Here is a 25549-nt window from a genome sequence, read left to right as displayed (position 1 = left end):
AAGGAACTAGCGCTGGAACGGGTACACTGCACCCAGGCCAAGAATCCGGGTCAGTTCGTCCAGTGCCGTGCGGGATTCAACCAACAGCTGTGGATCAGCCAAATCCGCCTCAACCAGGCGATCGCGGTAATTGCGATCCACCCAATCATTCAGGGTTGCGAACAAGGTATCGTTCATCAAAGTATTCGGGTTAACGGCAGCCTGCTCCGCTTCGTTCAGAACAACACGCAGGCGCAGACACGCCGGGCCACCGCCATTTGCCATGCTCTGTTTCAGGTCAAAGACCTTCACTGCGTCAATGCCGCGTTTTTCTGCCAGCAGTTGCTCAATGTATGCCCATACATTCTGGTTATTGAGGCATTCTTCCGGCAGAACCAGAACATTATCACCGTTAGGCATCGCCAGCAGTTGCGAGTTAAACAGGTAGCTGGTAACGGCATCATCAACTGAAACCGCGCTGGTCGGCACTTCAATCACTTTGAAATCACCGCCCAGTTTCAGGCCAAGTTCATCGTACACTGCTTGTTGATTCAGGAACGCCTGCTCGTGACAGAACAGAATATTCTTGTTACCCACAGCGATAACGTCGTTGTGGAAAACGCCGGCATCAATCACCGATGGATTTTGCTGGGCAATTACCACTTTGTCATCATGCAGTTGGTGCAGACGCGCAACGGCTTCACACGCTTCAAAGGTGTGACGAGCCGGGAATTTCTGCGGTGCCGGGAAACGGCTGTCGAACGCGTGACGACCAAAAACAAAGAATTCAACGCCTTGCTCGCCGTATTCGTGGCAAAAGCGAGTATGGTTTGCTGCGCCTTCATCACCAAAGTGCTCCACACCCGGCAGAGCTGGGTGGTGGACAAAGTGACCTTCATCCGCAAACGTCGCTTTCAAAATACGGCCAGTCACTTCATGCTCAATTGAGCGATGGAATTTGTTTGTCAGGTTTGCTGGCGTGAAGTGAACTTTACCGTCAGCGGTATCTGCCGAAGGAGATACGGTTGCAGCATTTGCCGTCCACATGCTTGATGCCGAACAGCAGGCCGCCAATACTTTAGGCGCTTGTTTGGCCGCCGCAGTAATCACATCCTGATCACTGCCGGTGAAGCCAAGGCGACGCAGAGTATAAACATCCGGACGCTCTTGCGGCGCGAGTACGCCTTGCACCATTCCCAGATCCGACAGCGCTTTCATCTTCGCCAAACCTTGTTTGGCCGCTTCTTTCGGATTCGATGGGTTAGCCTGGTTTTTTGCCGAGGCTACGTTACCAAACGACAGACCACTGTAGTTATGAGTTGGGCCAACCAACCCATCAAAATTTGCTTCAAGTGCTTTCATAGACATTCCATGTTTAATTTCCACATCGACACAATAACAAAACCATTACATTTCCAACAACCTCAGCACATCGCATTAAAATTCATGATATTTAAGATAGAAATCTCTGCATCGAGCATGACTATGCACCTCTCCGGTCAAACCCGATGTCGTCTACTGGTTCCTTTTCGGCACGATAGACCTTTTAATCTTTATCTCAATTCCGGAAAATTTCCTGTCTGATTACAAACAATCGCGAACAGGCCGCGACATATTTACGCGTTTCAAGATCACAAAAAGCCAGCTTTTTTAAGGCTGGCTTTTTGTCTTTTTTGTGCTCTGGATCAGGATTCAAGCATTTTGAACCTCTTAGGTACGTTGCTTTTTTGTACGGCTACGAACGCCTGCAGGGTACTTTCATCATTGATCTTTCATTTTTCATCAGCAGCCATCCGTTTTTACGGATACCCTATGCCAGATAAAAAATACAAGTGAAACCATGCACAATAAACCGGGGATTCAGTGACTCACGGCGCCAGAGAACAAGTTAATCACCAGCGTACCGGCCAAAATAAGCAACATACCTATCACCGCCGCCAGATCCAGCTGCTGACCATGCCATAACCAGCTAATCATCGCGACCAGGACAATACCGGCTCCACACCAGATGGCGTAAGCAATGCCAATGGGTACCGATTTCACTGTTACTGACAGCAGGAAAAACGCAGCGGCATAGCCCACCAGGGTGACAACGGTTGGTAAAGGTTGGGTAAATTGCTGGGTTTTCGGCAACATAGATGTGGCAATTACCTCGCAGATAATCGCTATGGATAACGCCAGCATCGGGGGCATAGACGCAAGAGACTTCAGCATCAATTACACTCTTGTGAGAAGAAAACGAAACCCGCGGAGTGTAATCGAGAATCATGAAAAATTCATGAAGAATCCGCTACATATCCCATTCAATTACATATCCCACTCGACAACGTGCCCTTCATCAAACACCCCATCGCTGTAAGCCGGTGAGTAATTAATGAAAATATTACTCTTATCAATTGGCAACTGTTCAGACAGGCTTTCAGCAATCAATTCCAGCATATCGGCAATGTCATTCTCCGTGTTGAAATTGGGAGCCACCAAATGAACCAGAATCGGATGCGTTTTCGCTGGCTGGCAATCGACAACCTTGCCGTTATGGGCATAGTGATGCGGGGTCAGGAAGTCCCAGGTTGCCATCACATGCTGTAGCGAGATCCCGCTGACTTCCGCCAGGGTACGAGATAACTGGCTCAAGACGGTTGGAATATCCACTTCCTGGGCAAAAGGCAGCGATTTTATACGGACTAACGGCATACATCCCCCGATTGATATGCGGCACCAGCCGCCCACTGTCTGCTCTGGCTTTTGTCTGCCTCAGGCCTGGTCTCACAACAGCCTTTGGCAAGCACAATCCCTGCCTGTTGTCGCTCCTGATTGGTCGCAACAACAGGCAGAGACTATTAAGCCGATTGCATGTCACCTGTTAAGAAGATAGTTAATAAGAACGGTCACGTATTATCTTAAAAATGAGACAGAAACAAAAAAGTGACAACATAAAGTGCAAATTTTTTACACTTTCATGAAGTCACTTCTCATGGTCACTTGAAGGGTGATCAGCTATTCGCCGGTTTTAATCGCAGCTTTTATCGTCGCAGCATGGGTTCACAATGCGCTCTGCACAGGTGAATGGCTCAATGTGGATAATCACATCCACCACTTCTGCCATTTCATTGAGAAGGTGCGATTTGAACTCTTCACTAATAGTGTGGGCATCTTCGACCCGCATATCCGGGTCGACCAGCAGGTGGAAATCGAGCAAAATCGTGCTGCCGGTACGGCGACTGCGGATCGCATGTACTTCTTTGATTTCCGGCACCTCTGAAGCGTACTTCTGTATTTGGCTTTCAACATCGGTATCCGCTTCAGCTTCGGTCAGTTCCAGAATTGCCGGCCAGAGAATATCAAACGCTGCTTTCATGATCATGGCGGTAACAATCAGTGCGGCCACCTGATCCAGATAATGCAGCCCCGGCACCATCCAGTTCACAATCACAGCGATCGCTACCGGCAACGAACTGAGTGCATCGGACCGATGATGCCAAGCGTTCGCATGCAATGAGCGACTGTTGATGCGCTTGGCTTGTACCACAGTCCAGCGATACAGAGCTTCTTTCACCAGAATCGATGCCAGTGCTGCCCAAAATGCCATCATGCCAGGAATGGTTGGCGCGGTATGACCAAGTGCTGACGCCGCATCCCAGCCAATACCAATCCCGACCGCGGCCAGGAGAACACCGATAAAAATATTGGTGAGGGTTTCAAAACGGCCATGCCCATACGGGTGGCCTTTGTCGGCCGGTGCGGTCCAATAACGGGAACCAATCAGAATCGCGGTATCAGTAACCAGATCAGAAAAACTGTGGACACCGTCAGCAACCAGTGCCTGGCTTCCGGTCATCTTACCCACGGTGATTTTCAGCAACGCCAATCCGACGTTGGCAATCGAGCCAATCCAGGTTGCACGATGAATGATTTTAATTGGAGTATCGGACATTGTTCTCCACTCGGAAACATACAAATCTATCTTGGCATGATACGCCCGTTACCCGGCACCAGCCAGCACAAATGCCTTGCAGATACAAAGGGCTGGCGTAAAAAACAGAGATTTTACAGTCACGTTACGGCTGTTGTACCTCACGGTGACAATAACAAGTAACAAGATGATCATTCACCATGCCCACCGCTTGCATAAATGCGTAGCAAATCGTTTCACCGACAAAGGTAAAACCGTGTTTTTTCAGAAATCGGCTTAGCGCTTTGGACGTGTCAGTAGAGGCCGGCACCTCAGACATAGCTTGCCAGTGATTAATGACAGGCTGGTGATCAACAAATTGCCAGAGTGCCTCAGCCAATGAGCCATATTCACCAATCAGTACCTTGGCGGCACGGGCATTCTGAAAAACCGAGCGGATCTTACCGCGATGTTTAATCACATCGAATTGCTCAACAATTTGCTCTACCCGCTCATCCAGGTCGGCATCGTCATAGGCGGTAAGCTTGTCCAAGTCATAGTGCTCAAACGCAGTACGGTATGCATCCCGGCGTTTCAGGACGGTATACCAGCTCAAACCCGCCTGCGCGCCTTCCAGTGTCAGAAATTCAAACAGATATTTATCACATTTATTCACCCTTCCCCACTCTGCATCGTGGTATTCACGTTCGAGTGGCTGTTTCATTGCCCATGCACATACTGTTTTTTCTGACATTTTTCCTCCTTTCAGTCCAGCCCAGGCCGGAGCAATAACGCCCGACCTATTGATCCATTAAAAAATTGAAGACTGATAGCCGCAGCCTCAGAGCTAGCCTATCCCAGCCGCTGTTTCATTGCACAGTTCAAGAGATCAGTAAGGGGTAAATAAACAGTATTCGGGAAACAAGAACGAATGTCACGAGCAAAACAGTGCCTGGTTTATCCGACAGTATTCTTATCGGATGGACTCTCAAACTGGAACCCACACCGAAACAATGTAACTGACATACAAGACATTTACATTTTTAGATAACCATAATCACAGTTAGCAAAGTCAGCAGCTTATTTGAAATTGAAAAATACAGCCTTCGTTCCATAATGGGCTCATCAATACATTGCTATTGATTTTATAAAAGGACTTTTATGAGACATATCGCCGATTTTATCGAGCAGTTAGAAAACGGAACCGACCCGTTCAACATTTGGGTCTACTCCAGTAAAGGTCAATACAGTCAGTTTGGCAAAGAAGGCAAAAAAGTTCGTACTCCGGCTTTACAGCGGGCACTGGACAAACATTTGCAGATCATTGTCGAAATGAACAGCGATGATAGTGCTTACCTGCTTTTGCCGGAAGTACATGCCGTGGTACCCGTGTCATTCAGTAATGGCCAAGTACATGCGTTGACCCGACCAACCGCCTGAGTCGATTTTCGGTTTACAGCAAAGAACGATTAATAATGATACCCGGCTAGGTTCATATATTCTTGCTGATAACAGTCTCTCGACATCAAAACAGACCAATTGCTGGTCTGTTTTTTTATGCCTGCTTTCCGGCAGCAAATGGAACCATAAACGTGCTACATTTTCGGGTAGCTGCCCCCAGTGCTGTCACCGTACGTCGACATATCCCTTGGCTGATATTCAGCGCCCGTACCATAACTGGCGCTGCTATAACGTGATGCTCCGGAATAAGGCGGCGGACCTGCGTAATTCAGCCTTTTGGCATAACTGAACTCTTTGTCCGGATTAATTTTTGACGTTGGCATAATAACCCGCAAGCCATTACGACAAGCCAGGTTCCCGGCATCCCACCCGGCATTAAAACGGGTGTTGGTACCATCTAACGTTTCATCCTTCACCATGCCGTTGCCGGTTTGCTGCGCACGAAGGGCGCTGGCGCATCCCTGATTGTACCCATAATGGTAAATGCTGTTATAAGGGACATCGTACTCGTAATCATCCGGCACCAGTTTGTATTCATCTAGCGCATAGTCATATTTAGGCCAGGGTTCATTGGCGCATCCGGACAGAAGTACCAATGCAGCACTCAGGCTCCCGGCTACCCATATCTTTTTCATAGTAACGCCTTTAGTATGGAGTGTGGCTTTTCTAAATAGTAGACAACATATAGAAACCTGTTGAATTTTCAGTGACCTCTATGGCATCACATGCCACAGCAAATTTCTCAGACCAAGCGAAAGAGCCTTATGACATCATTTGCCCCTGATACTTTCACTCCGCAATTTGAACAGTTCATCCGACGCCAGGCCGCAACCGATCCGGCGCATGATCTCACCCACATACAGCGTGTGGTGGCAGCCGCAAAACAGTTTTGTTATGAAGAAAAAGCGAACCTCGCCGTCGTGCTACCCGCTGCATGGCTACATGACTGCGTCACGCTGCCGAAAAACCACCCTGAACGTCACCATGCCTCAGCCATGGCCGCTCAGGCTGCAATCGCGTTTCTGCAAAGCATCCACTACCCTGCTCACTACTTCCCGGCCATTACTCATGCGATTGAAGCGCACAGTTTCAGTGCGCAAATTCCGGTGCAGACGTTAGAAGCGGCAATCGTGCAGGATGCCGACAGGATTGATGCACTAGGAGCGATTGGTATCGCCAGATGTATTCAGGTCAGCGTCGGGTTTCAGGCCGCCTTGTATTCAGCCGATGACCCATTCGGCGAACATCGGCCACGTGATGACAAAGCCTTTTGCATCGACCATTTCTTTACCAAGCTATTTCGGCTCGAAGCAACCATGAACACAACGGCTGGTAAGCGCGAAGCCCGACTCCGCACTGAGTATATGAAGGGCTTTCTGGCCCAGCTCGGGCATGAAATCAATGTGCCTTTCCATCCCGATTGATCCCGTGAACAGCAGATATAGCGATCAAAAAAGGCCCCGACGGGGCCTCTCATTTACATACCAAACGCCAATAAGGCAGACGGCTTTCTGACAACCGATAACTCTGACAAACCGATAGCTACTCAGTCGCGAGCTAAAACTGCGTTGAAACGCTCAAAACCCCGCTCCAGATCTGCTATCAAATCATCGGTATCTTCCAGACCGATGTGCAGCCGCAATAACGGCCCGGCAAACTCTTTCTTCTTCGCGGTTCTCAGGCTGTTAATATTTTCATTCGCCAGAATCAAACTCTCAAAGCCTCCCCACGAATATCCCATACTGAAATGATCCATCCCGTCCAGTAATGCCGTCAGCGCTTCCGTATTACCGCGATTAAGGACTACCGAAAACAGTCCGTTACAACCTTTAAAATCACGCTTGTAGAATTCGTGCCCTTCGCAGCTCGGGAACGCAGGATGGCGAACATGATCCACTTCAGGGCGCTCAGCCAGCCACTGTGCCACTTTAAGGCTATTCTGTTCATGCTGGCGCAGGCGAACTCCCAAGGTGCGCAGGCCTCGCATTGCCAGATACACATCATCCGGTGACGTACATTGCCCCATCAGGTAACTGTGCTCACGCAATTGATCCCAGCAGCGTTCATTGGCTACTGCGGTCCCCAACATGACATCAGAGTGGCCGACGATATATTTTGTCGCAGCCTGAATAGAAATATCAACGCCGTGCTCAAACGGCTGAAAGTTGATCGGTGAAGCCCAGGTATTATCCAGCATCACAACGATGTCATGCTCATGTGCGATACGAGCGAGTGTCGGAACATCCTGCACTTCCATCGTGATGGAACACGGTGACTCCAGAAACAGCACGGTGGTATTCGGACGAATTAAATCGCGGAGACCGTCCCCGATCATGGGATCATAATAAGTAGTTTCGACTCCCATTTTGTCCAGCACTTTGTCACAGAAGTCTCGGGTTGGTTCATACGCACCATCCACCATCAGAATATGGTCACCCGCTTTGACAAAAGAAAGGATGGCGTTGGTAATTGCCGCCGTGCCACACGGATACAGTGCGCAGCCAACACCGCCCTCAAGTTCCACCATGGCATCCTGAAAGGCAAAATGGGTATTAGTGCCACGACGTCCGTAAAACAGCGTTTTATTCGCACGATTAGCCGTGGCATGTTTCATGTCCTCAACCGAGTCAAAAACCACCGTTGAGGCTCGGCTCACCGGTGGATTAACCAGAGACTGAGTCCACTTCTTGCTTCGACCCGCGGTGACAATTTGAGTATCCAGTGCTTTTTTTCCCATGATGCTTCTCGCTTCCTCCTGAGATAATACCTTGGAGGACTTACCTCCCTGTTGGTAGGAAGTTATCACAGTTTTCAGAAGCTTGAACAGTCACCAGGTAGAATCACCAGTTATAAGCCATTCCCCAATAAACACCGGTGGTTCCTTGCTCTTTATTGTCGATACCAGCCCCATATTCGGGAACACTCAAGCTATCCCAGCTTTTCACCGCAAAAGGTTTCTACCGCCACTATATCGCACTGGCCACAAGTGTCGGATTAGGTACATATTCCGGCTTCGAACGAGACACCTGAGGTTCCATTTTCGTAGCTAGCGGATCAATCATTTCAAGGTGCGCACGATAGTTAAGACAAGCCCGCATTATTGCTTCATCACCGGCCACTTTCGCCAGTAACACCGCAAGCAGCACACCTTTATACGCAAAATGCTTGTGCAGCTCGATGGCGACTTCGACCAGGCACGGTTTGCCCGCATGCGGACGGAGCACCTCTAGCGCCTGCTTCTTTGGATAGAGCTGAAACACATTGTGGTTAATATGGGTAGCCTTGCGGATCATACTTCGCATTTCACAGCGAGAAAGCGGGCTCAAGCCACACAATCCGTCCTGATCCGTTCTGGTTTCCAGATACTGACGATGGAGATTGCTAAGCTGACCATTTTGCGAAGGCAAACTCAGAAATATCATCTCCTCGTAATCATCTCCGAGGGTCTGAAAAATACCGCGGGTCTGAGAAACGAAGCCCTTTTGCAACAGGCAACTGATTGCCCTTAACCCTTCCATATACTGCTGCAAAGACGTTTCCATTGCCGTAAGGATGGTCGCCATGGCATGGCTGTCGGCGTGTTGCGAAGCCTGGTATGGTGCATTTACCCCGGTTACACCACGGTCAGATTCCGCCATAGACTCAACCAGCGTCTGCATCTGGCTTTCCACAAAGTGCACGATTTGGTGATTAAGCTTCATTTCAGTGTCATACATCATGTCGCCCTCTTGTCTGGTTTTCCTGACCCCGGTGTGATCGGTGACCAACTTATGTGTGCGTCTTGTAAGAGGAAGCAAATTTGATGCCTGACTTTTCGCACACTCACGTAAATCGTGAAAACAGCCTATTATTCGATAACTTACTCAATAGTGATGACTGGATTACACTGCCACAAAACAATACCAATCACATTTTGCGCTGCAAAATTGTTAATAAATCCGTCAATTTTGCGAATTGCGACCAATATTGCGAAAGTGTCTTACCAATGAACCTCTCGCATTACCTGCAAATATTCAGGGGTTGCCAGACATAAAAAAGGCCGCAACAGCGGCCTTGTAAATTCAGTTTAAATGCGTGCAAACCGTTACGTTACTGGTTACGGAATAACGCCTCACATTTCCCTGGTCACGCATCTCCTTGTGAAGCAGAGCGAGGGACAGGATTAAGGCTCTTCTGCAATTGGTTTTGGCAAGTAATGCTCAGACTTCAGCTTGAGCAGTTCCGGTAGTACCGTACCGACTGAAATTGATGACCAGGTACCGGTAAGAATCCCGATAAACATAGCCAACGCAAAACCTTCCAGCGGACCGCCGCCCATAATCCACAGCGCCCCAACGGTCATCAGCGTGGTCCCGGATGTCACCAGCGTCCGTGAAATCGTGGCAGCCAGCGCCTCGTTGTTGACTTGCTGAATGCTGGCGTTGGGTTTAGCAATCAGCACTTCACGGATGCGATCGGCAATAATAATGGAGTCGTTCAGCGAGTAACCCAAAATGGCCAGCACCGCAGCCAGTACCGTCAGGTTAAACTCCATCTGCGTTGCCGCGAAGAAGCCAAGCACAAAGATAACATCGTGAGCCAGTGCGAACACTGAACCGGACGCCAGACGCCATTCAAAGCGGTAGCTGAGGTAGCCTAGAATACAGAGCACCGCGATCAGCAGCGCCAGCCCCCCCTGATCCGCCAGTTCCTGACCGACCTGCGGTCCTACCATACTGGTGTTGAGCACCTGAACATTAGCATCAAGCTGATGCAGCACGGCTTGCACATCTGGCGCGGTATCTGACTCAGGAATCGCATATCGCAGTACCCAGCGCCCCGGCTCCCCAGCCGCAATCACACTAACATCCTGATGCAAAGCCGTGTCCAGTGCCGTCCCCAGTTCGTGGCTGGTCACTGAGCTGCTCAGAGAAACCTCCGTCACAATCCCGCCGGTAAAGTCCAGCCCCCAGTTCAGACCGCGAACACCGATGGTCACCAGCGATGCAACTAGCAGAACAAGCGAAATCACACTGGTGAAGTAGCGCCACTTGGTGGCATTTTTCATGGTAATAAACATCATTAAATTCGCACCTCACGTCGTGCATCGCGACCCCACACCAAATTGATAATGGCGCGGGAAGCAAAAATACCGGTAAACATACTGGTCAGCAGACCCAACCCCAACGTCAGCGCGAACCCCTGAATCGGTCCGTTACCAATGGCGTACAACACTACCGCGGTGATCATTGTGGTAAAGTTGGCATCGAAGATGGTGCTGAACGCACTGCTGAAACCCCGGTCAATGGCCTGCGCCATGCTCCGTCCTTCTTTAAGCTTGTCGCGGATACGTTCGAAAATCAGCACATTGGTATCCACCGCCATGCCGACGGTCAGCACCAGACCAGCCATCCCCGGCAGGGTCAGTACCGCGCCCGGAATCAGGGCCAGCAAGCCAAACAACATAACCATGTTGCATACCAGAGCGACATTCGCGACCCAGCCAAGACGGCGGTACCACAACGCCATGAACACCAGCGTCATACCCAATCCTAAGCCCAGTGCCGCAAAACCGTTTTCAATGTTCTCTGCCCCCAGTGTCGGGCCGATTGTACGTTCTTCGACGATGGTCACTGGTGCTGTCAGCGACCCGGCGCGCAACAGCAGAGCCAGCTCCTGGGCATCCTGAATCGAACCCGCGCCGGTGATACGGAAGCGGTTCCCCAGCTGACTCTGAATAGTCGCCACACTGATGATTTTGCTTTCCTGTACCGCTTGGCCTTGCGCATTTCGGCTGTACTCGCTGAACGCAGTCGCCATTGGTTTACCGATGTTCTGACGGGAGAAATCAGACATAATCTTACCGCCCGCGCTGTCGAGCGTAATGTTTACTTCTGCCATTCCCATTTCACCGAAGCTGGCTCGGGCATCAATGATATGGTCGCCGCTCAACACTGGCTTACGTGCAACACGTACCGGCTCCCCCTGCTCATTCGGGATCACCATGGTGCTGCCAACACCTTGCTCTCTCACCGGATAGAACGCCAGGCTGGCCGTCGCACCAATCACACTCTTAGCAGCCGCCGGATCCTGTACCCCAGGCAACTCAATACGAATCCGATTCTCACCCTGACGCTGAACCAGCGCTTCGGTGATCCCCAGCTCTTCAATACGACTGCGCATCGTCTGCAGGTTCTGCTGCACCGTTAAGTTACGCAGCTGTGATTTTTCGTCCTGCTTCAGCTGCAGGCGCAGATTGTTGCCAGACTCATTGGTGGCCTGCCATTGTGGCGCTTCTTTGCGGATATACTGACGAATTTGACTGTTTACCTCGCCAGATGGCAGGCGCACAATCACGCTGTCAACGTCGGTCATTTCCACTCTGGCCAGACGAATACCTTGTTCACGAAATGCCCGGCGCAGATCATCCTGAAGTTGCTCGGTTTGCGCTTTGAAAACCTGATCGACATCGACATCAAGCAGGAACTGTACCCCACCGCGCAGATCCAGCCCCAGCTTGATTGGCGCAAAGCCCATTTCCTGTAACCATTCGGGAGCGGCCGCTGACATTGCCAGCGTCAGACGCGCATCACCGGCTTTGGCACCGATGAGATCAGCCAGAACCGCACGGGCTTTCGACTGTTGTGCCTCGTCCTGCAATACCACCAGCGTTTTATCAGACAGCTGATCAATACGCTTCACCTCAATGCCCTGGGCAGACAGTTGCTTTTGAATCTGCACGACATCGGGCATCGGGCCACCTTTCGCGGCAATCTGCACCGCAGCATTTTCACCGTACCAGGTAGGAATTGCACTTAGCAACATCACGACCAGCGTGATAATCAACACCACATATTTCCAGGCCGGATAGTGGTTCAATAACCGTTGTGATTGTTTCTTTCTCATTGTTTTTCGCCATTTATGAGACTCCGGCTAAGATGACGATCAACCGGAACCTGTTGCTGAAAACACAGCAACATTGCTACAACCCGCCCTGCTGACCGATAACCGGCCTCAAGGCGTGTGGGGCATGCAGGTGCAGCGCAGTGGCAGCCACCCGCGACGCATCAACTCAGATGCGCTCAGCTAACAAGAGAAAGAGAATAATGGGAGGGCTGATAGAGCTGGTTGCTGTCTTTCCAACCGGCAATACGGCCGGCTGGCGGGATCACCCGCAGGGTCCAGTCCAGCACTGAATGGAAATCGATACTGTAGTTTTTGGCAAAACTTGGGGCAGGTTCAATCGGCCACTCAATCACAAGTTGATAGAGAGGCTCCCAATCGTCGGCATCGTGACGCACCAGATTTGCCGCACGGGACGAACCGGTAATTGCCGGGTCAAGCTGACGATCATGGACAGAGTGTTGGTTTTCACCCGAATCCGACGGCAGACGCGAAGTCAGACTGCAATCAGGGAAGTGCCACACCAACTGGCCAGGTTGCCCCCCAACCACTGTTGAGTGCAAAGCTGTCTCACCCGGATGGGCGGAAACAAAGGATGTATTCAATGAAGAGGATGCTGCCACATGATCAGTCACAGCGCTTGGAAGGATCTGTGCTACCGCAGTCAAATCAGAATGAATGACCGATGCGACATTCGCTACATGTGAACTGTCTGCTGACAAACTGTTTACTGATGCACTGTTTACTAATGCCTTGGCTGCTGGTACAGACGTGAGTGCTCCGGCCTGGCTAGACCATCCCATTCCCACACACAGAACCAACAAAAAAACACGTAACAGTGCTCGTAGCATAAAATCAGCGACTCCTCTCAACTCTCCGCATAATAGGAGGAGTATGGTGCAGAAACAAGAAATTATTTGCGCTCTACCACATTTATTTCACTCCAAATTGACTTTGACCCAGTTTGCAGTGATGACATGATTAATAGAACTTTTTTACGTTGCTGGCAGGTTAACGGTTCATTATAGTGAATCTGCAAACACCGACTTTTATAACAGACAGGGAAGCATTCAATGACATCGTATCGTATTGCTTTTATTGGACTTGGCACCATGGGCTTCCCCATGGCCGGTCACCTTGCTAATGCCGGTCACCAAGTGACCGTTTATAACCGTACCACTGCAAAAGCACAGCAGTGGGTAGAAACTTACAAAGGGCACTACGCTGAAACACCAGCCGCCGCCGTTGAAGATGCGGACTTTATCTTTAGCTGTGTCGGTAATGATGATGATTTGCGCGAGGTGTATTGCGGCCAGGATGGCATCCTGTCAACGGCCAAAGCCGGTGCCATTCTGATTGACAATACCACAGCATCCGCCGAGGTTGCTCGTGACATTTCAGCCAAAGCCGTTGGCTTAGGTCTGGATTTTCTGGATGCCCCTGTATCCGGTGGCGAAGCTGGCGCTGTAAACGGTTGTCTGACCGTAATGGTGGGTGGCAATCAGGCTGTTTTTGATAAAGCCAAGCCAGTAATTGACTGTTTTGCTAAAGCGACCACCCTGATGGGCGACATCGGGTACGGCCAGATTACCAAAATGGCCAACCAAATCTGTATTGCCGGTATTCTCCAGGGACTGTCAGAAGCCATTACGCTGGCAAAATCTGCCGGGCTGGACATTGAGAAAATGACAGATGTACTCAAACATGGCGCAGCCGGTTCGTGGCAGCTGGAAAACCGCGCCGGCACAATGGCGGAAGGAAAATTTGATTTTGGTTTTGCCATCGACTGGATGCGCAAGGACTTGGGAATCTGCTTCGAAGCGGCCGAGAAGCTGGGGGTTGAACTGCCGCTGGCTCGCCAGGTTGACGAAAAATACGCCGAGCTACAACAGCGGGGCTACAACCGTGCTGATACTTCAGTCTTAATAAAGCAGTTTGATCAGGACAAAGCCTGAGCTGAAAAGTAAAAAACCGCCGTAAACGGCGGTTTTTTTCTAATGAACACTGACTTTCAGCGGCAATGTGTGGTGATTAAAGCACCACACACTGTTCTTACAGGCTGATAAAGATACCAGCCAGCGCAGCACTCATCAGGTTCGCCAGTGTTGCCGCGATTACCGCTTTCACACCCAGGCTCGCTACTTCACTGCGACGCTCCGGTGCCATCACACCAATCGAACCAATCTGGATAGCAATCGAACCGATATTAGCAAAACCACACAGCGCAAAGGTAATGATCACCTGGCTGTGCTGAGACAGTGTCTCTTTGATGCTGACAAAATCAAGGAAAGCGACAAACTCATTCAGAATCATCTTCTGGCCGATAAATGCACCCGCCTGCAGCATTTCACTGACTGGCACACCAATAATGAAAGCCAGTGGCGAGAACAGATAACCCAGCATCGCCTGCATTGTCAGTCCCTGAATGCCAACCAGCTCACCCAGCGATTCCAGGCCCGCATTGGTCATGGCAATCACACTGACAAACGCAATCAGCATAGTACCGACCGCGACCGCAACACGCATACCGTTCATGGCACCAGCTGCCAGTGCGTCAATCGCATTACTGTGATCGCTCTTCGACATTTCAATGTCAGTCTGCTCAACCGCAACACTCTGCTCTGGAACCAGAAGTTTTGCCATCAGCAGGCTACCCGGAGCCGCCATAAAGCTGGCTGCAATCAGGTATTTCAAATCCACACCCAGACCGGCGTATCCGCCCAGCACACTACCCGCAACCGACGCCATACCACCAGTCATCACGGCAAACAGCTCTGAACGGGTCATTTGCGGCAGGAACGGTTTCACCAGCAGTGGTGATTCACCCTGAGACAGAAAGATATTACCGGTTGCTACCAGGGATTCTGCACGGCTGGTACCCAGAAGACGCTGGATACCACCACCGATCACTTTAATGATCCACTGCATGACACCTAGGTAGTAAAGAAGAGAAATGAGGGCACTAATGAAAATAACGAGGGGAAGAACGCGAACAGCAAAAATAAAACCAGAAGAAGCAAGATCACCAAAAAGGAACTTGATCCCTTCATCGGCAAAGCCGAGTACGCTAGCAACACCACTACTCATTGCTCCCAGCATTTTTTGCCCAACCGGTATATACAGTACCAAAGCGGCAAAACTGGCCTGTAACAATAACGCACCGCCTACCGTCCGCCAGTTAATGGCTTTACGGTTTTCAGAAAGCGCGTAGGCGCACAATACCAGTACCAGAATACCGGCCAAACTAATCAACAACTGCATTATTTCGTCCTGTTGTTTTGAATCTGTGTTGGGATGTCGAAAAATGAAGGTGTTACTGCCTGCAATACAACGGGGGACAATGCCTTCGGGGAGAAAGCAAAAAAGGAAGGAGCCACGCAAGAAAGCGTCGGCATGAAAGATGTGTCCGCCCAAGTGTAAAACATACAAGTCACCTAAATTAACAAGCTCAAAAATTGCCGGTCCAACTCCGTGGGTCGTTCACTTATCCATGGTGACAGCTTGTAACTAAGGTGGCTGAACTCGATGGTTCTGGCCGGAGGCGGAGTATATAGAGATCAGTCTCACACAATCAAGAGTAATAGCATTTTTTTTCATGACAAAATGCCAACTGAATACATTTAAAACAATACGGCCCTGGTTTTTAATCGTTTTCCAACAGAGCGCTAACACTTCTGTGGGATTTTTATGACACGACGAGCCTAATTTATAGGCAAAATTTCCAGGTTGTATCACAAACCCGCCACTCAGCTACTGACGAAGTACATTTTTGCCTCTACGGTTAAATCCGTCATCTTATCGAATCACTGCGAAGTATGTTGCTGAGTCAACCCTCGGGCGGATGCTAACCTTATGATGAAACTGAATCATTTATGGCCACCGTTCTTATGGCACAAATGGTTTGACCATCGGCGGTGCTACACAGTGCAAAGAATGATCAACCGTCAATCACAACAATTGAACCCTCGGCTGATGAAGAGGAAGTACTAGTACTTCGGGTTGCCCTACCTCAGACTCGTTATTGACTGGCCATTTACTGACTGTGTGACACATTGCTGTGAGATATTGCTTTAACGTGCTGTTTTGACATATTGCATTGACTAATTTTCAGGCCTCTCCAATGAAGAAAATTCTGGCTTTAACACTCTTCTTTTCCGGTTTACTCTCTGGTTGTGGGGTGGCGCAAAAACAAGCACCTTTCAATGGTGCGGAAGCCTGGCAGGAGCTGGAACAAGCTTTGCGTCAGCATTACGCTTATCTGCATCGTTCCGATCTGGACACCGATGCACTCTTCCAAGAGTTCGGCGCCCGCGCCACAAAGGCGACGACCCCTCAAATGTTTGCTGATATCAGCCAGCAATTCCTGCGTCACTTTACCGATCCTCACCTAAATCTGGGTCCATACAACAGCGAAGATTACAGTGTGTATCCAACAGGTTCAGACATTTATGCCGAATTTGTCCCTACCTCCCAAGCAGAAAGCACAAACAAAAGCGATACGCTGAAGTTAATGGTGCTCGATGTAAAAGCCGGCTCGGCTGCAGACATCGCCGGAATCCTGCCTGGCCAGGAAGTATTAACCATTGATGGCTTATCAGTAAAACACGCGGTCGAAAAAGTGTTTGGTGAACACTTTGGTCAGCTCACCGCAGCGCAAGTCAATTATGGCGCAAATATCAGTCTGGGGGGCTTTCGTAATCAGCCTCGCCAACTCACCCTCCGGCGGGATCAGCATCAACAGGCACTAACACTGGCAGCAAGCTACGATGCCATCAACACCCTGAAAGATGGTGCGACTGTAACGGTCAGACAGTTTGGTGAAGTCGGCTATATTCGTTTCAATAACTCGCTGGGAAACAATGAAACACCGGATGCATTTAAGGCTGCGCTGAATCAGTTACCCGAATCAACATCACTGATCATCGATCTGCGCAATACCCCAAGCGGTGGAAACACCGGTGTGGCGGAACCGATCCTGGGCCACTTTGCACAGGCTAAATCGCCTTATCAACGTTATCAGGTACAACAGAAAGGAACGCCATACTCGCAGGCAACGATGCAGACCGCTTATGCGACACCCACAGCGCCAGCCTATCCTCATCCTTTTGTCGTTCTGGCTGGCCACTGGACTGGCAGCATGGGTGAAGGGATGACGATAGGACTGGACGCACTGGGAGCTAAAGCGGTGGTTGGTACGCCAATGGCTAAACTACTGGGTGGCATAAAAACGATTCAGCTAACGAAAAGCCAGACCTGGCTGGAAGTCGGGTTTGAGCGGCTGTATCACATCAACGGTATTTTTCGGGAAGATTACCGGCCCACGATACTGACTCAATCTGCCGACCGGGATCCGCAGGGGAATGATCCCGCCCTGACAGCAGCAATCAACATTCTTATGACATCCGGAACACTTAGCACGTCTGCTCTTCATTCAGAAATGCACTAAGCCGGGCTTGGCGTTAAACGTTTGGAGTAAAAATAAGAACCAGATAAAAAAATGGGCGCCTAAATAGCGCCCTAAAAGGAAGTTGTGTGCAAATTAAACGGTTGAACCTTTCATAACCTCACTCATGAGATCGCATCGGGGGTCACTGTCTGGACAGTGCACAGTTCAATCGCTCAACCTTTAAATAGCAACCGGCAGGCCAACAATTGAGACAGAAACTCAAAAAAGAAAAAAATCACAGTTTCCATGCCAAATATCCTAAAAGATTTCATCTTTACTCAATGTGTCCGCAATAATTCAGCATGAATCACTTATTCAATGACGATTTCATGAAGGCTAATAATAGTATTTAATCGTCATTGACTGGATTAACCCGCTAACTTGCACCAAAATAGTCCACCCAATCCCCATTTCAGATCGGCTTTCTTTCCGGAGAATACGTACATATGGCCTTTTTATCAGGCACCCTGAAATCAACTCTATTGGCAGCAAGCGTATTCATTGTAGCCGGTTACACCAATGGTTCTCAGGCCTTTGAATTAAGCCTGTCGCAAAGAAACCTACTGAATTACACCGATACTTACGGCAATATTACCCTTCGCCATGCCCCTGACGTCCGTCTGCCCGATCCCTTGACCGTTGAAGGCAACTTAAATCTGGAACAAAGTAAAATCACTCAGTTACCCCGTGCACTAACAGTGGAAGGGAATCTCAACCTCGCATACAGCCATGTTACTCAGCTGCCGCAAGACCTGAACGTGAGTGGTTACATTAACTTGGCCCACTCTAAAATCAGACGTTTGAACAATGGCCTGCGAGTAAATGGGGACTTGAGCCTCATGGGCACCTCCGTCACAGAGCTACCACCTTACTTGTATGTTGGAGGAAACCTCTATCTGGCTAATTCCGCGATTCAGTCGCTCCCCCCATTTCTGGTGGTCGGCGGCAATATATATCTAGGCGGACTGGCTATTCACGACATTCCTGACGGCGTCAAAGTCGGCGGTACCATTTACCAATAAAGACGAATACTTCTGTGGTGAACGGCATCACCTCTGACGAAGATGCTGGCCGCTTTATCAATTTCTCAATATTGAGAGAAACTCATTTATTAATATATGAGTTAGTAAATTAAAAAGGGTTATTCAGCAGAAATGGATTCGAGCTCATCAAGGCCGATAACTGGGGTAGCTATGGCTGTAACGAGATTAATACGCTAACAAATTTGCAGTAAGAGCGATTAATTAAGAGCTAGCAAGAAAAATAAACCAGAAAAAAGATATTGCCAGAAACACTGGATCACTGTGTGCTTCTGGCTTTTCACATATACCATTCAAAGCAAAGCTAGAGTTAGCTTCAGAATATTACTTTGACTTGGTTTTCAGACTGTTTGCCTGAGACTTATAGTAAAACCATTGACGGCGGTTTCTATTAGACATTTTACACCTCTCATTTTCCTAAACGAGTAAGGCTGATATTTCACAACTTTTATATAATACCGTGCTTACTCAACCAACATTTTTTACTTAACCAATTACCTGTGACATCCCTATGACAGTTTGGTAAAAGAAAAACGTCACAACTCTCTGATAAAAAATCCACTAGGTCACCAACATGAAAAGTTACAGGTGGTAGTGCTCAGGAGTATAAGGCTTGCGATCGTACAGAAGTGAATGGGTATGCTCCTTAATTGACGGATTAAGGAATCCTCTGCTTACGTTTGCACCTCTGTTCGATCAACAACAAAATTCAATATAAGAGGCTAATTCTCATTTTGCAATACTATTTTTGCAATTTTTTTGTGATTCACATCACCTCATAAATGTAACAACGCATGAATTTCAAGATTAAGCCTCTGAATTTGAACAACGATCACACTGAAAGCCTGGTGAAAAAACATTCAACGCCTATCAGTTTTTTCTGTCTTGCCTTTGCCTTTGCCTTTGCCTTTGCCTTTGCCTTTGCCTTTGCCTTTGCCTTTGCCTTTGCCTTTGCCTTTGCCTTTGCCTTTGCCTTTGCCAAAAATCAAAATCACAATTAAAACACAAATGCAACATCTTATTGACACAATTGTGATCAATGATATGATGGCATGATGGTTTGCCAGAGGTGGTTGCTATGGGTATTCACACTATAACACTTGAACAAACCGCAAAAGCGCCGAAGAAACTCCTGTTTCAGCTCCTTTCTGATCATCAAAATCTGGGGCGTTTCTTCGATGGCAAGTATCGTCTGATCAAAGCCGGAAAACCCGAACAGAACGGGATCGGCGCTGTCAGAGAAGTCGATAGCGGACCTTTCACCATTCAGGAACAGATTATTGATTACAAGGAAAATGAGCACTTACACTATAAAATCATCCAGGGCGTCCCGGTCAATGAACACGGCGGCTGGATAAAATTCACCAGTCTGAACGCAGACCAAAGTCTGATCCATTACCGTATTAAGTTTTCTCCCAAATTTATGGGTACAGGCTGGATCCTACGCTATCTGTTTGAAGTTAAATTAAAAAAAGCATTAAGCAACGTAGCTGAATACAGTGAAACGACCTGGAATAAAGAGTAGCTGTTCCCGTGTCCTGACTTTATTGCATCATATTTATGTACCAAATCTTTCATATTCATCCGTTATTTTGATCTAGGCACTGGTCAAGCGCCTCCGTTAACGATTTACTACAGAACGGTTCGATACTGGATGAGGATTTTGATGATGCAACAACCGTTACTGACAACTTCCCGCCTGATTTTGCGCCCGTTTCAGCTTTCGGATGCAAATAAGGTACAAAAACTGGCCGGTGATGAACGTATCGCCAATGGTACGATCAATATTCCTCATCCATACGCCGATGGTATGGCAGGTCAGTGGATTGGAAAGTTACTGGCGGAATGGAACAACGGGCAGTCAGCAATTTATGCCATCACACTAAAAAGCACCCTGGAATTAGTGGGCTGTATTGGCTTGCGCAATATCTGTGACGGAAAAGCTCAGCTCGGCTATTGGATTGGCGTTCCCTACTGGGGCAATGGGTATTGCACCGAGGCAGCCGAACGAATCAGCGAATTTGGCTTTAAACGCTTAAAGCTCCATACGATTTACGGGCAGCACTTTAGCCGCGAGCAAAATCCGGGCAAGGTGATGAAAAAAATTGGGATGGCCCATGTGATGACTAAACCTGACGCTGTCCGGGTCAACATGATCACAGAAGATGTGGAATATTACGAAAAAAAGTGCCCGGAAACGGAAGCGGTGAGTTAAATTCACCGCTTATCTCTGACCCTTAACGTTCTAATGTCGACTGCTCAGTGCTGCACCAAGCAACCTGTTGACCTTCACTGCTCAAACACATAGTTCTAAGCGAACGCGGCCAGCCCATTCATGAACAACGTCAAATGAAGTACAGCGCCTGTTGAGGCCCCGAGGGATATAGCCATAAACCATATAGCCCTGAGCCCTGAGCCCTGAGCCCTGAGTCCTATAGTCCTATAGTCCTATAGTCCTATAGTCCTTAACAATAGATGAGCCTGACTCATAGAAACGAGGTTATTGAGAGTTGATTGCTCGTAATGCAGGTTATCAATGCAACATGCCCCATATAGGAATGAAATAACAGCGGCCAGACAACGTCAGTTTCATAATAAGAAGGCAAATTGGGCACTCTGATATGCATTATTTTATAAATTCATGAACAGAATAGGCCAACTTGGATAACAAAATCCGCTAAATCACGTTTCAGTGTAATTAATCTCTACTTTATTTGAATTTATTATAATCTTATTTCCCTTTTTTATTAATTACTTAATCAATATCACTACGAATTGTGCCACTTCTATCAGTGACATATAGCTATACTGTGATAGAGAAAGATCTGCTTATAAGTGATCTTCTTGATATCAAATGACGTTATACAATTTGTTATTAAGCGATGTTATCAATCGAAAAAACTGTAAATTGTTATATAAGCGTTTGATTAGTATTAGATTAAGCAAATAATGATAATCTTGTTGAAATAAATTATTCGATGGCAGGTCTTATAATGTGATTGTGGACTGTATGCACTCATAACTATATGCAGATACAACAATGAGCAAGCCACTGATAATGAGGTGAAGATTATGTCTAGCTTAAAAGTAATTACTGCTAGTGCTGTACTGATAATGTCATCATCTGCGATGGCGGATATTCGTGTAGCGGATACTCAAAATGGTGCATGGGTAACAGTGACAGAAAATGGTCAACCTGCTGCCAATGCCAGTGTGAGCGTCGCAAACGTCCCTCAACAACGTAAAATGTACAAAACTGATGAGAACGGTAGGGTATTCATTCCATTATCACTACAAAGCTCTCGTTCAGTGAAGTACAAAGCAACAACTGAAGACGGTAAACAGTCTTCACGCTTTGCTTTCCATTCGACCAATAATAAATAGTATGAATTAGTTAGTCAGGCCCTCTACGAGGGCCTTTCTTATGTTTCAACGGTTTAACGTTCACTACGGCGACTCAAATCGCGTGCAAGGACAAATGCCAACCCCAGCATTTGCAGAAACAACGCCAAATTTCGCATCCGTGATATTGACGCCATTTGCTCCCCGTACTCCGCAGTCAGTTCCAGGTTATCCAGATACAGTTGGTCAATTCTTTCTCGCTGGCTGTCCTGATACTCATTCAGAGCGGCCATCAGCTCTGGGACGTGGGCGGTTGTCAGCTCGGCGGGCAAGTCGGACAACCAGTAAGTGAGCGTATGTGTCAGTTGCTGTTGTACTTCAGACGGTAAAGGTTGTCCGGCCAACTCACTGGCCGTAACCAATGCCAATACCAATTCTCGTTTTCTTTCTACTGTTTCGATCTGCGTCCAGATAAGAGTAATAAGCTTTTCATGAGTTTGCTGTTGCTGAATCAAGCCATTCGCCTGCCGAGTCGCATCATCAATATAAAAATTGGTCAGTAGCGCGGATATAATATTGAGTAACAACCCAAATCCAACCAGCAACCAGGTCGGAACACGCCCTCTCCTGACACGACGCCCCCTGTCGATAGTCCGATTTGCCATTTGTCCCTCATATCAGTGATGCCTTATTGCCTGCGGCTGTTAGTTGCTTGTTCTGGCGGCCAGCTATGATTGCTCACGGCACACCTCAACGCAGTTTCGCTCACCTGTTCATTACTATCACCTATCCAGAACCTAATTAAAGTATGGCAGAAGTCATCGGTAGCAAGCTTAAGTGCGTATAAACAAAAAGCGGTTGTCATCACCCATTTTCATAGATGAAACAAAACCTTATTGGTTAACCCTATAAACTCTGTCTATCTTTAAAGTTCAGGGTTCGAATGAGAAGGAAGTAGAACAACATGGAATCTAACCGACAGTATGCAACACGAACAGTGCCCCTGACGGGCCAGGATCCCAACGCCAAACGGCACGCCATTAAAAACGCCTTCAATCAAACCTGGCAACTCTATGAATCTCTGTTTGATGTTATGAATAACGATCAGGCATACTTCATCAAAGCAGAACCATTACGTCATCCCCTCATTTTTTACTTTGGCCACACCGCCACGTTTTACATCAACAAACTCAAACTCGCCAAACTGATCGATGAGCGTGTTAACGAACATTTCGAATCCATGTTCGCTATCGGCGTAGATGAAATGTCATGGGACGACCTTGATGAGAATAATTATGACTGGCCGACAGTCGACGCCGTAAGGCACTACCGACAACAAGTCAATGCCCTGATCAACCAGCTCATTGATACTATGCCCTTACAACTACCGATTACCCCGCATTGCCCGGCGTGGGTAATACTGATGGGTATTGAGCATGAAAGAATTCATCTGGAAACCTCATCCGTTATTATTCGTCAGCTGCCGTTGTCTGAGGTCACCCCCCACCCTGAGTGGTCCCCTTGTGACGCCACAGGCAGGGCTCCGAGCAACTGTTTACTGTCGGTATCAGGCGGTCACATCAGCCTTGGTAAATCGGATGCCGAACCAACCTACGGCTGGGACAATGAATATGGCCAGCAAAGTTTTCATGTTGAAGATTTCAAAGCCTCTAAGTATTTGGTGTCGAATCAGGAATATCTGGAGTTTATTAATGCAGAAGGCTACCGCCATACGCGATTCTGGAACGAAGAAGGAAAAGCGTGGCTCGCCTACACCAAAGCCACCATGCCGCGTTTTTGGCGCTATCATGACGGCCAATGGCTGCAACGCAACCTCACCGAAGAAATCCCGTTGCCATTGAACTGGCCGGTGGAAGTCAATCAACTGGAGGCCAAGGCGTTCTGTAACTGGAAAGCAGAGCAAACTCAACGCAATATCCGGTTACTGACAGAAGCGGAATGGTATTTATTGCGCCACAATATAGAAACTGATTCACCTGACTGGGACGAGCCGCCGGGTAACATTGAGTTGAGCTACTTTGCCTCTTCCTGCCCGGTTGACCGCTTCGAACATGAGGGCTTTTGCGACATAGTCGGCAATGTGTGGCAATGGACAGAAACCTGTATTGACGGATTCCCCGGCTTTCAGGTCCATCCGCTCTACGACGATTTCTCCACCCCCACCTTTGACGGCCAGCATAATCTGATCAAAGGAGGCTCGTGGATTTCAACCGGCAATGAGTCCATAAAATGGTCACGCTACGCCTTCCGCCGCCACTTTTACCAGCACGCCGGTTTCCGCTACGTAGAGTCCCGTCAGGCACCAGAAACGATGGCCTCGCTCAACATTTATGAAACTGATGAGCTGATTTCCCAATATCTGGAATTCCATTACGGTGCCGAGTATTTTTCAGTGCCTAATTTCTGCGTTAACGGCGTGAAGCAATGCTTACAGGAAATTCAGCTAAGCCATACCGCCAGGGCCCTAGACATCGGCTGCTCCGTCGGACGCGCGTCCTTTGAATTAGCCCGGACCTTTAAACACGTCGATGCTATTGATTTCTCTGCCCGTTTTATTCAGCAGGCTTACTCCCTCACCGAGCAGGGCGAAAAACGCTACACTATCAAAACGGAAGGGGAACTGGTCGAGTTCAAAAGCATCACCCTTGAGGATCTGGGGTACACATCCATCGCCGATAAGATCAATTTTGTGCAGGGCGATGCCTGTAACCTCAAACCACAATTCACCGGATATGACCTTGTCTATGCTTCTAATCTGGTTGACCGGTTGGGAGATCCGAAACAGTTTTTATCTACCATCCACCAGCGAATCAATGATGGCGGTTATCTGGTCATCGCTTCACCTTACACCTGGCTAAGCGAGTACACGCCAAAAGAAAAATGGCTGGGCGGATTCAAAGTTCATGGGGAGAACTTTACGACGCTGGATGGCCTGACTGAAACGCTGATCCCACACTTCGAGCTGATTGCGGTAAAAGAAATCCCGTTCGTGATTCGCGAAACTAAACGGAAATTTCAGCATACGGTGTCGGAAATGACCATCTGGCGCAAGCGAGAGGGAAACAGCTAGCCCAATATCGTCACTGAAGAGTTATCAGGCTTGCATAAAGACAGCCAAAAGGCTCTGTGGTACTGTACGGCTTCGTTGTCGTACTGTATCGCAGAGTAAATTGTGAAAACCCCTTGTGTCGCTAAATGCAAAAATAATGAAGGTATCTGTAGCGGATGCCACCGTACCATGAGTGAACTAACGGCCTGGCGTGAAATGGGTGACGAACAGCAAGAACAGCGTATTGACGAAATTCAAGGCAACTGCTCAACCCACCGCTGCAGCCAGTGTGGTGAACCTGCGTACTGCGACATCAGTGCCGGAAAAAGTACCTGTTGGTGTTTCGAGCTAACCAAGCGAGATACGTCTGGTATTGCACCTGGTCTTTGTCTGTGCCGAAAATGCCTTGAGAAACTGCCTTTGCTTTAATCCTGACT

At 48.4% G+C, this 25549-nt stretch carries 24 protein-coding genes; 11 read left to right on the top strand and 13 right to left on the bottom strand.

Features of this window, described 5'->3' with window-relative positions; genetic code table 11:
- Positions 1-6 precede the first annotated feature (6 nt).
- The 5 genes from astB to C9I92_RS08050 all read right to left on the bottom strand — a co-directional run bounded on the left by astB (position 7) and on the right by C9I92_RS08050 (position 4625).
- On the bottom strand, positions 7-1341 hold the full coding sequence (astB, locus tag C9I92_RS08070) for an N-succinylarginine dihydrolase (protein WP_047884774.1): 1335 nt from the start codon (positions 1339-1341) through the stop codon (positions 7-9).
- A 498-nt stretch (positions 1342-1839) separates the two neighbouring features.
- Positions 1840-2172 carry an SMR family transporter gene (locus tag C9I92_RS08065; RefSeq protein WP_373689507.1) on the bottom strand — a complete coding sequence of 111 codons (333 nt, stop codon included), beginning with the start codon at positions 2170-2172 and terminating at the stop codon, positions 1840-1842.
- Positions 2173-2286: 114 nt separating this feature from the next.
- On the bottom strand, positions 2287-2673 hold the full coding sequence (locus tag C9I92_RS08060) for a hypothetical protein (RefSeq protein WP_047884776.1): 387 nt from the start codon (positions 2671-2673) through the stop codon (positions 2287-2289).
- A gap of 316 nt (positions 2674-2989) precedes the next feature.
- Positions 2990-3913, bottom strand: a complete 924-nt coding sequence (locus C9I92_RS08055) for a cation diffusion facilitator family transporter (protein WP_047884777.1) — start codon at positions 3911-3913, stop codon at positions 2990-2992.
- A 124-nt stretch (positions 3914-4037) separates the two neighbouring features.
- A complete protein-coding gene (locus tag C9I92_RS08050; RefSeq protein ID WP_047884778.1) occupies positions 4038-4625 on the bottom strand; it encodes a DNA-3-methyladenine glycosylase I in 588 nt (195 codons plus the stop codon).
- A 407-nt stretch (positions 4626-5032) separates the two neighbouring features.
- Between C9I92_RS08050 and C9I92_RS08045 the strand changes: the two genes are divergently transcribed.
- Positions 5033-5311, top strand: coding sequence for a hypothetical protein (locus C9I92_RS08045; RefSeq protein ID WP_047884779.1), 279 nt, complete (start codon positions 5033-5035; stop codon positions 5309-5311).
- Positions 5312-5466: 155 nt separating this feature from the next.
- Here the strand turns inward: C9I92_RS08045 and C9I92_RS08040 are convergent, their stop codons facing one another.
- A complete protein-coding gene (locus tag C9I92_RS08040) occupies positions 5467-5967 on the bottom strand; it encodes a hypothetical protein (RefSeq protein ID WP_107193830.1) in 501 nt (166 codons plus the stop codon).
- Positions 5968-6096: 129 nt separating this feature from the next.
- Here C9I92_RS08040 and C9I92_RS08035 point away from each other — a divergent pair, with 129 nt between their 5' ends.
- Positions 6097-6756, top strand: coding sequence for an HD domain-containing protein (locus C9I92_RS08035; protein WP_047884780.1), 660 nt, complete (start codon positions 6097-6099; stop codon positions 6754-6756).
- A 122-nt stretch (positions 6757-6878) separates the two neighbouring features.
- Here the strand turns inward: C9I92_RS08035 and C9I92_RS08030 are convergent, their stop codons facing one another.
- The 5 genes from C9I92_RS08030 to C9I92_RS08010 form a co-directional block, all read right to left on the bottom strand.
- Positions 6879-8069: a cystathionine beta-lyase gene (locus C9I92_RS08030; protein WP_047884781.1), complete on the bottom strand. Its 1191-nt coding sequence runs from the start codon at positions 8067-8069 to the stop codon at positions 6879-6881.
- A gap of 229 nt (positions 8070-8298) precedes the next feature.
- The gene (locus tag C9I92_RS08025; RefSeq protein WP_047884782.1) at positions 8299-9051 is read right to left on the bottom strand and encodes a hypothetical protein; all 753 of its coding nucleotides are present in this window, start codon (positions 9049-9051) and stop codon (positions 8299-8301) included.
- A gap of 443 nt (positions 9052-9494) precedes the next feature.
- Positions 9495-10394 carry a protein translocase subunit SecF gene (gene secF, locus C9I92_RS08020; protein ID WP_207103973.1) on the bottom strand — a complete coding sequence of 300 codons (900 nt, stop codon included), beginning with the start codon at positions 10392-10394 and terminating at the stop codon, positions 9495-9497.
- Positions 10394-12217 (bottom strand): protein translocase subunit SecD, encoded by a 1824-nt coding sequence (gene secD / locus C9I92_RS08015; protein WP_047884783.1) that lies wholly within the window; start codon positions 12215-12217, stop codon positions 10394-10396. Before secD ends, secF begins: the two co-directional genes overlap by 1 nt.
- Before the next feature lie 176 nt (positions 12218-12393).
- Positions 12394-13065 carry a hypothetical protein gene (locus C9I92_RS08010; protein WP_053061783.1) on the bottom strand — a complete coding sequence of 224 codons (672 nt, stop codon included), beginning with the start codon at positions 13063-13065 and terminating at the stop codon, positions 12394-12396.
- A 222-nt stretch (positions 13066-13287) separates the two neighbouring features.
- Here C9I92_RS08010 and C9I92_RS08005 point away from each other — a divergent pair, with 222 nt between their 5' ends.
- Positions 13288-14169 (top strand): NAD(P)-dependent oxidoreductase, encoded by an 882-nt coding sequence (locus C9I92_RS08005; RefSeq protein ID WP_047884784.1) that lies wholly within the window; start codon positions 13288-13290, stop codon positions 14167-14169.
- Positions 14170-14266: 97 nt separating this feature from the next.
- Here the strand turns inward: C9I92_RS08005 and C9I92_RS08000 are convergent, their stop codons facing one another.
- The gene (locus C9I92_RS08000) at positions 14267-15475 is read right to left on the bottom strand and encodes a NupC/NupG family nucleoside CNT transporter (RefSeq protein WP_047884785.1); all 1209 of its coding nucleotides are present in this window, start codon (positions 15473-15475) and stop codon (positions 14267-14269) included.
- A gap of 859 nt (positions 15476-16334) precedes the next feature.
- Here C9I92_RS08000 and C9I92_RS07995 point away from each other — a divergent pair.
- From C9I92_RS07995 to C9I92_RS07975, 6 genes are all read left to right on the top strand, one after another.
- Positions 16335-17660, top strand: coding sequence for a S41 family peptidase (locus tag C9I92_RS07995; RefSeq protein WP_047884786.1), 1326 nt, complete (start codon positions 16335-16337; stop codon positions 17658-17660).
- Between the two features lie 446 nt (positions 17661-18106).
- On the top strand, positions 18107-18682 hold the full coding sequence (locus C9I92_RS07990; protein WP_242551946.1) for a hypothetical protein: 576 nt from the start codon (positions 18107-18109) through the stop codon (positions 18680-18682).
- 812 nt (positions 18683-19494) lie between these two features.
- Complete coding sequence (locus tag C9I92_RS25390; RefSeq protein WP_170108373.1) at positions 19495-19701, top strand: hypothetical protein; 207 nt, start codon at positions 19495-19497, stop codon at positions 19699-19701.
- A gap of 77 nt (positions 19702-19778) precedes the next feature.
- Complete coding sequence (locus C9I92_RS07985) at positions 19779-20225, top strand: SRPBCC family protein (RefSeq protein WP_047887725.1); 447 nt, start codon at positions 19779-19781, stop codon at positions 20223-20225.
- Positions 20226-20369: 144 nt separating this feature from the next.
- Positions 20370-20915: a GNAT family N-acetyltransferase gene (locus tag C9I92_RS07980; protein WP_242551945.1), complete on the top strand. Its 546-nt coding sequence runs from the start codon at positions 20370-20372 to the stop codon at positions 20913-20915.
- 857 nt (positions 20916-21772) lie between these two features.
- Positions 21773-22084, top strand: coding sequence for a hypothetical protein (locus C9I92_RS07975; RefSeq protein ID WP_047887723.1), 312 nt, complete (start codon positions 21773-21775; stop codon positions 22082-22084).
- A 53-nt stretch (positions 22085-22137) separates the two neighbouring features.
- Here the strand turns inward: C9I92_RS07975 and C9I92_RS07970 are convergent, their stop codons facing one another.
- On the bottom strand, positions 22138-22707 hold the full coding sequence (locus C9I92_RS07970; RefSeq protein WP_047887722.1) for a hypothetical protein: 570 nt from the start codon (positions 22705-22707) through the stop codon (positions 22138-22140).
- A gap of 299 nt (positions 22708-23006) precedes the next feature.
- Between C9I92_RS07970 and ovoA the strand changes: the two genes are divergently transcribed.
- Positions 23007-25133, top strand: coding sequence for a 5-histidylcysteine sulfoxide synthase (ovoA, locus tag C9I92_RS07965; protein WP_047887721.1), 2127 nt, complete (start codon positions 23007-23009; stop codon positions 25131-25133).
- 102 nt (positions 25134-25235) lie between these two features.
- Entirely contained in the window at positions 25236-25541 is a 306-nt protein-coding gene (locus C9I92_RS07960; protein ID WP_047887720.1) for a DUF1289 domain-containing protein, read from the top strand.
- The last annotated feature ends 8 nt before the right edge of the window (positions 25542-25549 follow it).

Origin of the sequence: Photobacterium ganghwense (genome assembly GCF_003025595.1) — a bacterium.
In the GTDB taxonomy this organism is placed as follows: domain Bacteria; phylum Pseudomonadota; class Gammaproteobacteria; order Enterobacterales; family Vibrionaceae; genus Photobacterium; species Photobacterium ganghwense.
The sequence above is the reverse complement of the archived record's forward strand: the minus strand, read 5'-3'. Positions and strand labels throughout refer to the sequence as shown.

Bases quoted from the DNA above. Each gene is read 5' to 3' on its own strand.
- secF (WP_207103973.1), bottom strand. From the start codon at position 10,394: ATGATGTTTATTACCATGAAAAATGCCACCAAGTGGCGCTACTTCACC.
- C9I92_RS08010 (WP_053061783.1), bottom strand. From the start codon at position 13,065: ATGCTACGAGCACTGTTACGTGTTTTTTTGTTGGTTCTGTGTGTGGGA.
- C9I92_RS25390 (WP_170108373.1), top strand. From the start codon at position 19,495: ATGAATTTCAAGATTAAGCCTCTGAATTTGAACAACGATCACACTGAA.
- C9I92_RS07995 (WP_047884786.1), top strand. From the start codon at position 16,335: ATGAAGAAAATTCTGGCTTTAACACTCTTCTTTTCCGGTTTACTCTCT.
- C9I92_RS07975 (WP_047887723.1), top strand. From the start codon at position 21,773: ATGTCTAGCTTAAAAGTAATTACTGCTAGTGCTGTACTGATAATGTCA.
- astB (WP_047884774.1), bottom strand. From the start codon at position 1,341: ATGAAAGCACTTGAAGCAAATTTTGATGGGTTGGTTGGCCCAACTCAT.
- C9I92_RS08065 (WP_373689507.1), bottom strand. From the start codon at position 2,172: ATGCCCCCGATGCTGGCGTTATCCATAGCGATTATCTGCGAGGTAATT.
- C9I92_RS08005 (WP_047884784.1), top strand. From the start codon at position 13,288: ATGACATCGTATCGTATTGCTTTTATTGGACTTGGCACCATGGGCTTC.
- C9I92_RS08030 (WP_047884781.1), bottom strand. From the start codon at position 8,069: ATGGGAAAAAAAGCACTGGATACTCAAATTGTCACCGCGGGTCGAAGC.
- C9I92_RS08050 (WP_047884778.1), bottom strand. From the start codon at position 4,625: ATGTCAGAAAAAACAGTATGTGCATGGGCAATGAAACAGCCACTCGAA.
- C9I92_RS07990 (WP_242551946.1), top strand. From the start codon at position 18,107: ATGGCCTTTTTATCAGGCACCCTGAAATCAACTCTATTGGCAGCAAGC.
- ovoA (WP_047887721.1), top strand. From the start codon at position 23,007: ATGGAATCTAACCGACAGTATGCAACACGAACAGTGCCCCTGACGGGC.
- C9I92_RS08000 (WP_047884785.1), bottom strand. From the start codon at position 15,475: ATGCAGTTGTTGATTAGTTTGGCCGGTATTCTGGTACTGGTATTGTGC.
- C9I92_RS08025 (WP_047884782.1), bottom strand. From the start codon at position 9,051: ATGATGTATGACACTGAAATGAAGCTTAATCACCAAATCGTGCACTTT.
- C9I92_RS08055 (WP_047884777.1), bottom strand. From the start codon at position 3,913: ATGTCCGATACTCCAATTAAAATCATTCATCGTGCAACCTGGATTGGC.
- C9I92_RS08045 (WP_047884779.1), top strand. From the start codon at position 5,033: ATGAGACATATCGCCGATTTTATCGAGCAGTTAGAAAACGGAACCGAC.
- C9I92_RS07980 (WP_242551945.1), top strand. From the start codon at position 20,370: ATGCAACAACCGTTACTGACAACTTCCCGCCTGATTTTGCGCCCGTTT.
- C9I92_RS08060 (WP_047884776.1), bottom strand. From the start codon at position 2,673: ATGCCGTTAGTCCGTATAAAATCGCTGCCTTTTGCCCAGGAAGTGGAT.
- secD (WP_047884783.1), bottom strand. From the start codon at position 12,217: ATGAGAAAGAAACAATCACAACGGTTATTGAACCACTATCCGGCCTGG.
- C9I92_RS08035 (WP_047884780.1), top strand. From the start codon at position 6,097: ATGACATCATTTGCCCCTGATACTTTCACTCCGCAATTTGAACAGTTC.
- C9I92_RS07985 (WP_047887725.1), top strand. From the start codon at position 19,779: ATGGGTATTCACACTATAACACTTGAACAAACCGCAAAAGCGCCGAAG.
- C9I92_RS08040 (WP_107193830.1), bottom strand. From the start codon at position 5,967: ATGAAAAAGATATGGGTAGCCGGGAGCCTGAGTGCTGCATTGGTACTT.
- C9I92_RS07970 (WP_047887722.1), bottom strand. From the start codon at position 22,707: ATGGCAAATCGGACTATCGACAGGGGGCGTCGTGTCAGGAGAGGGCGT.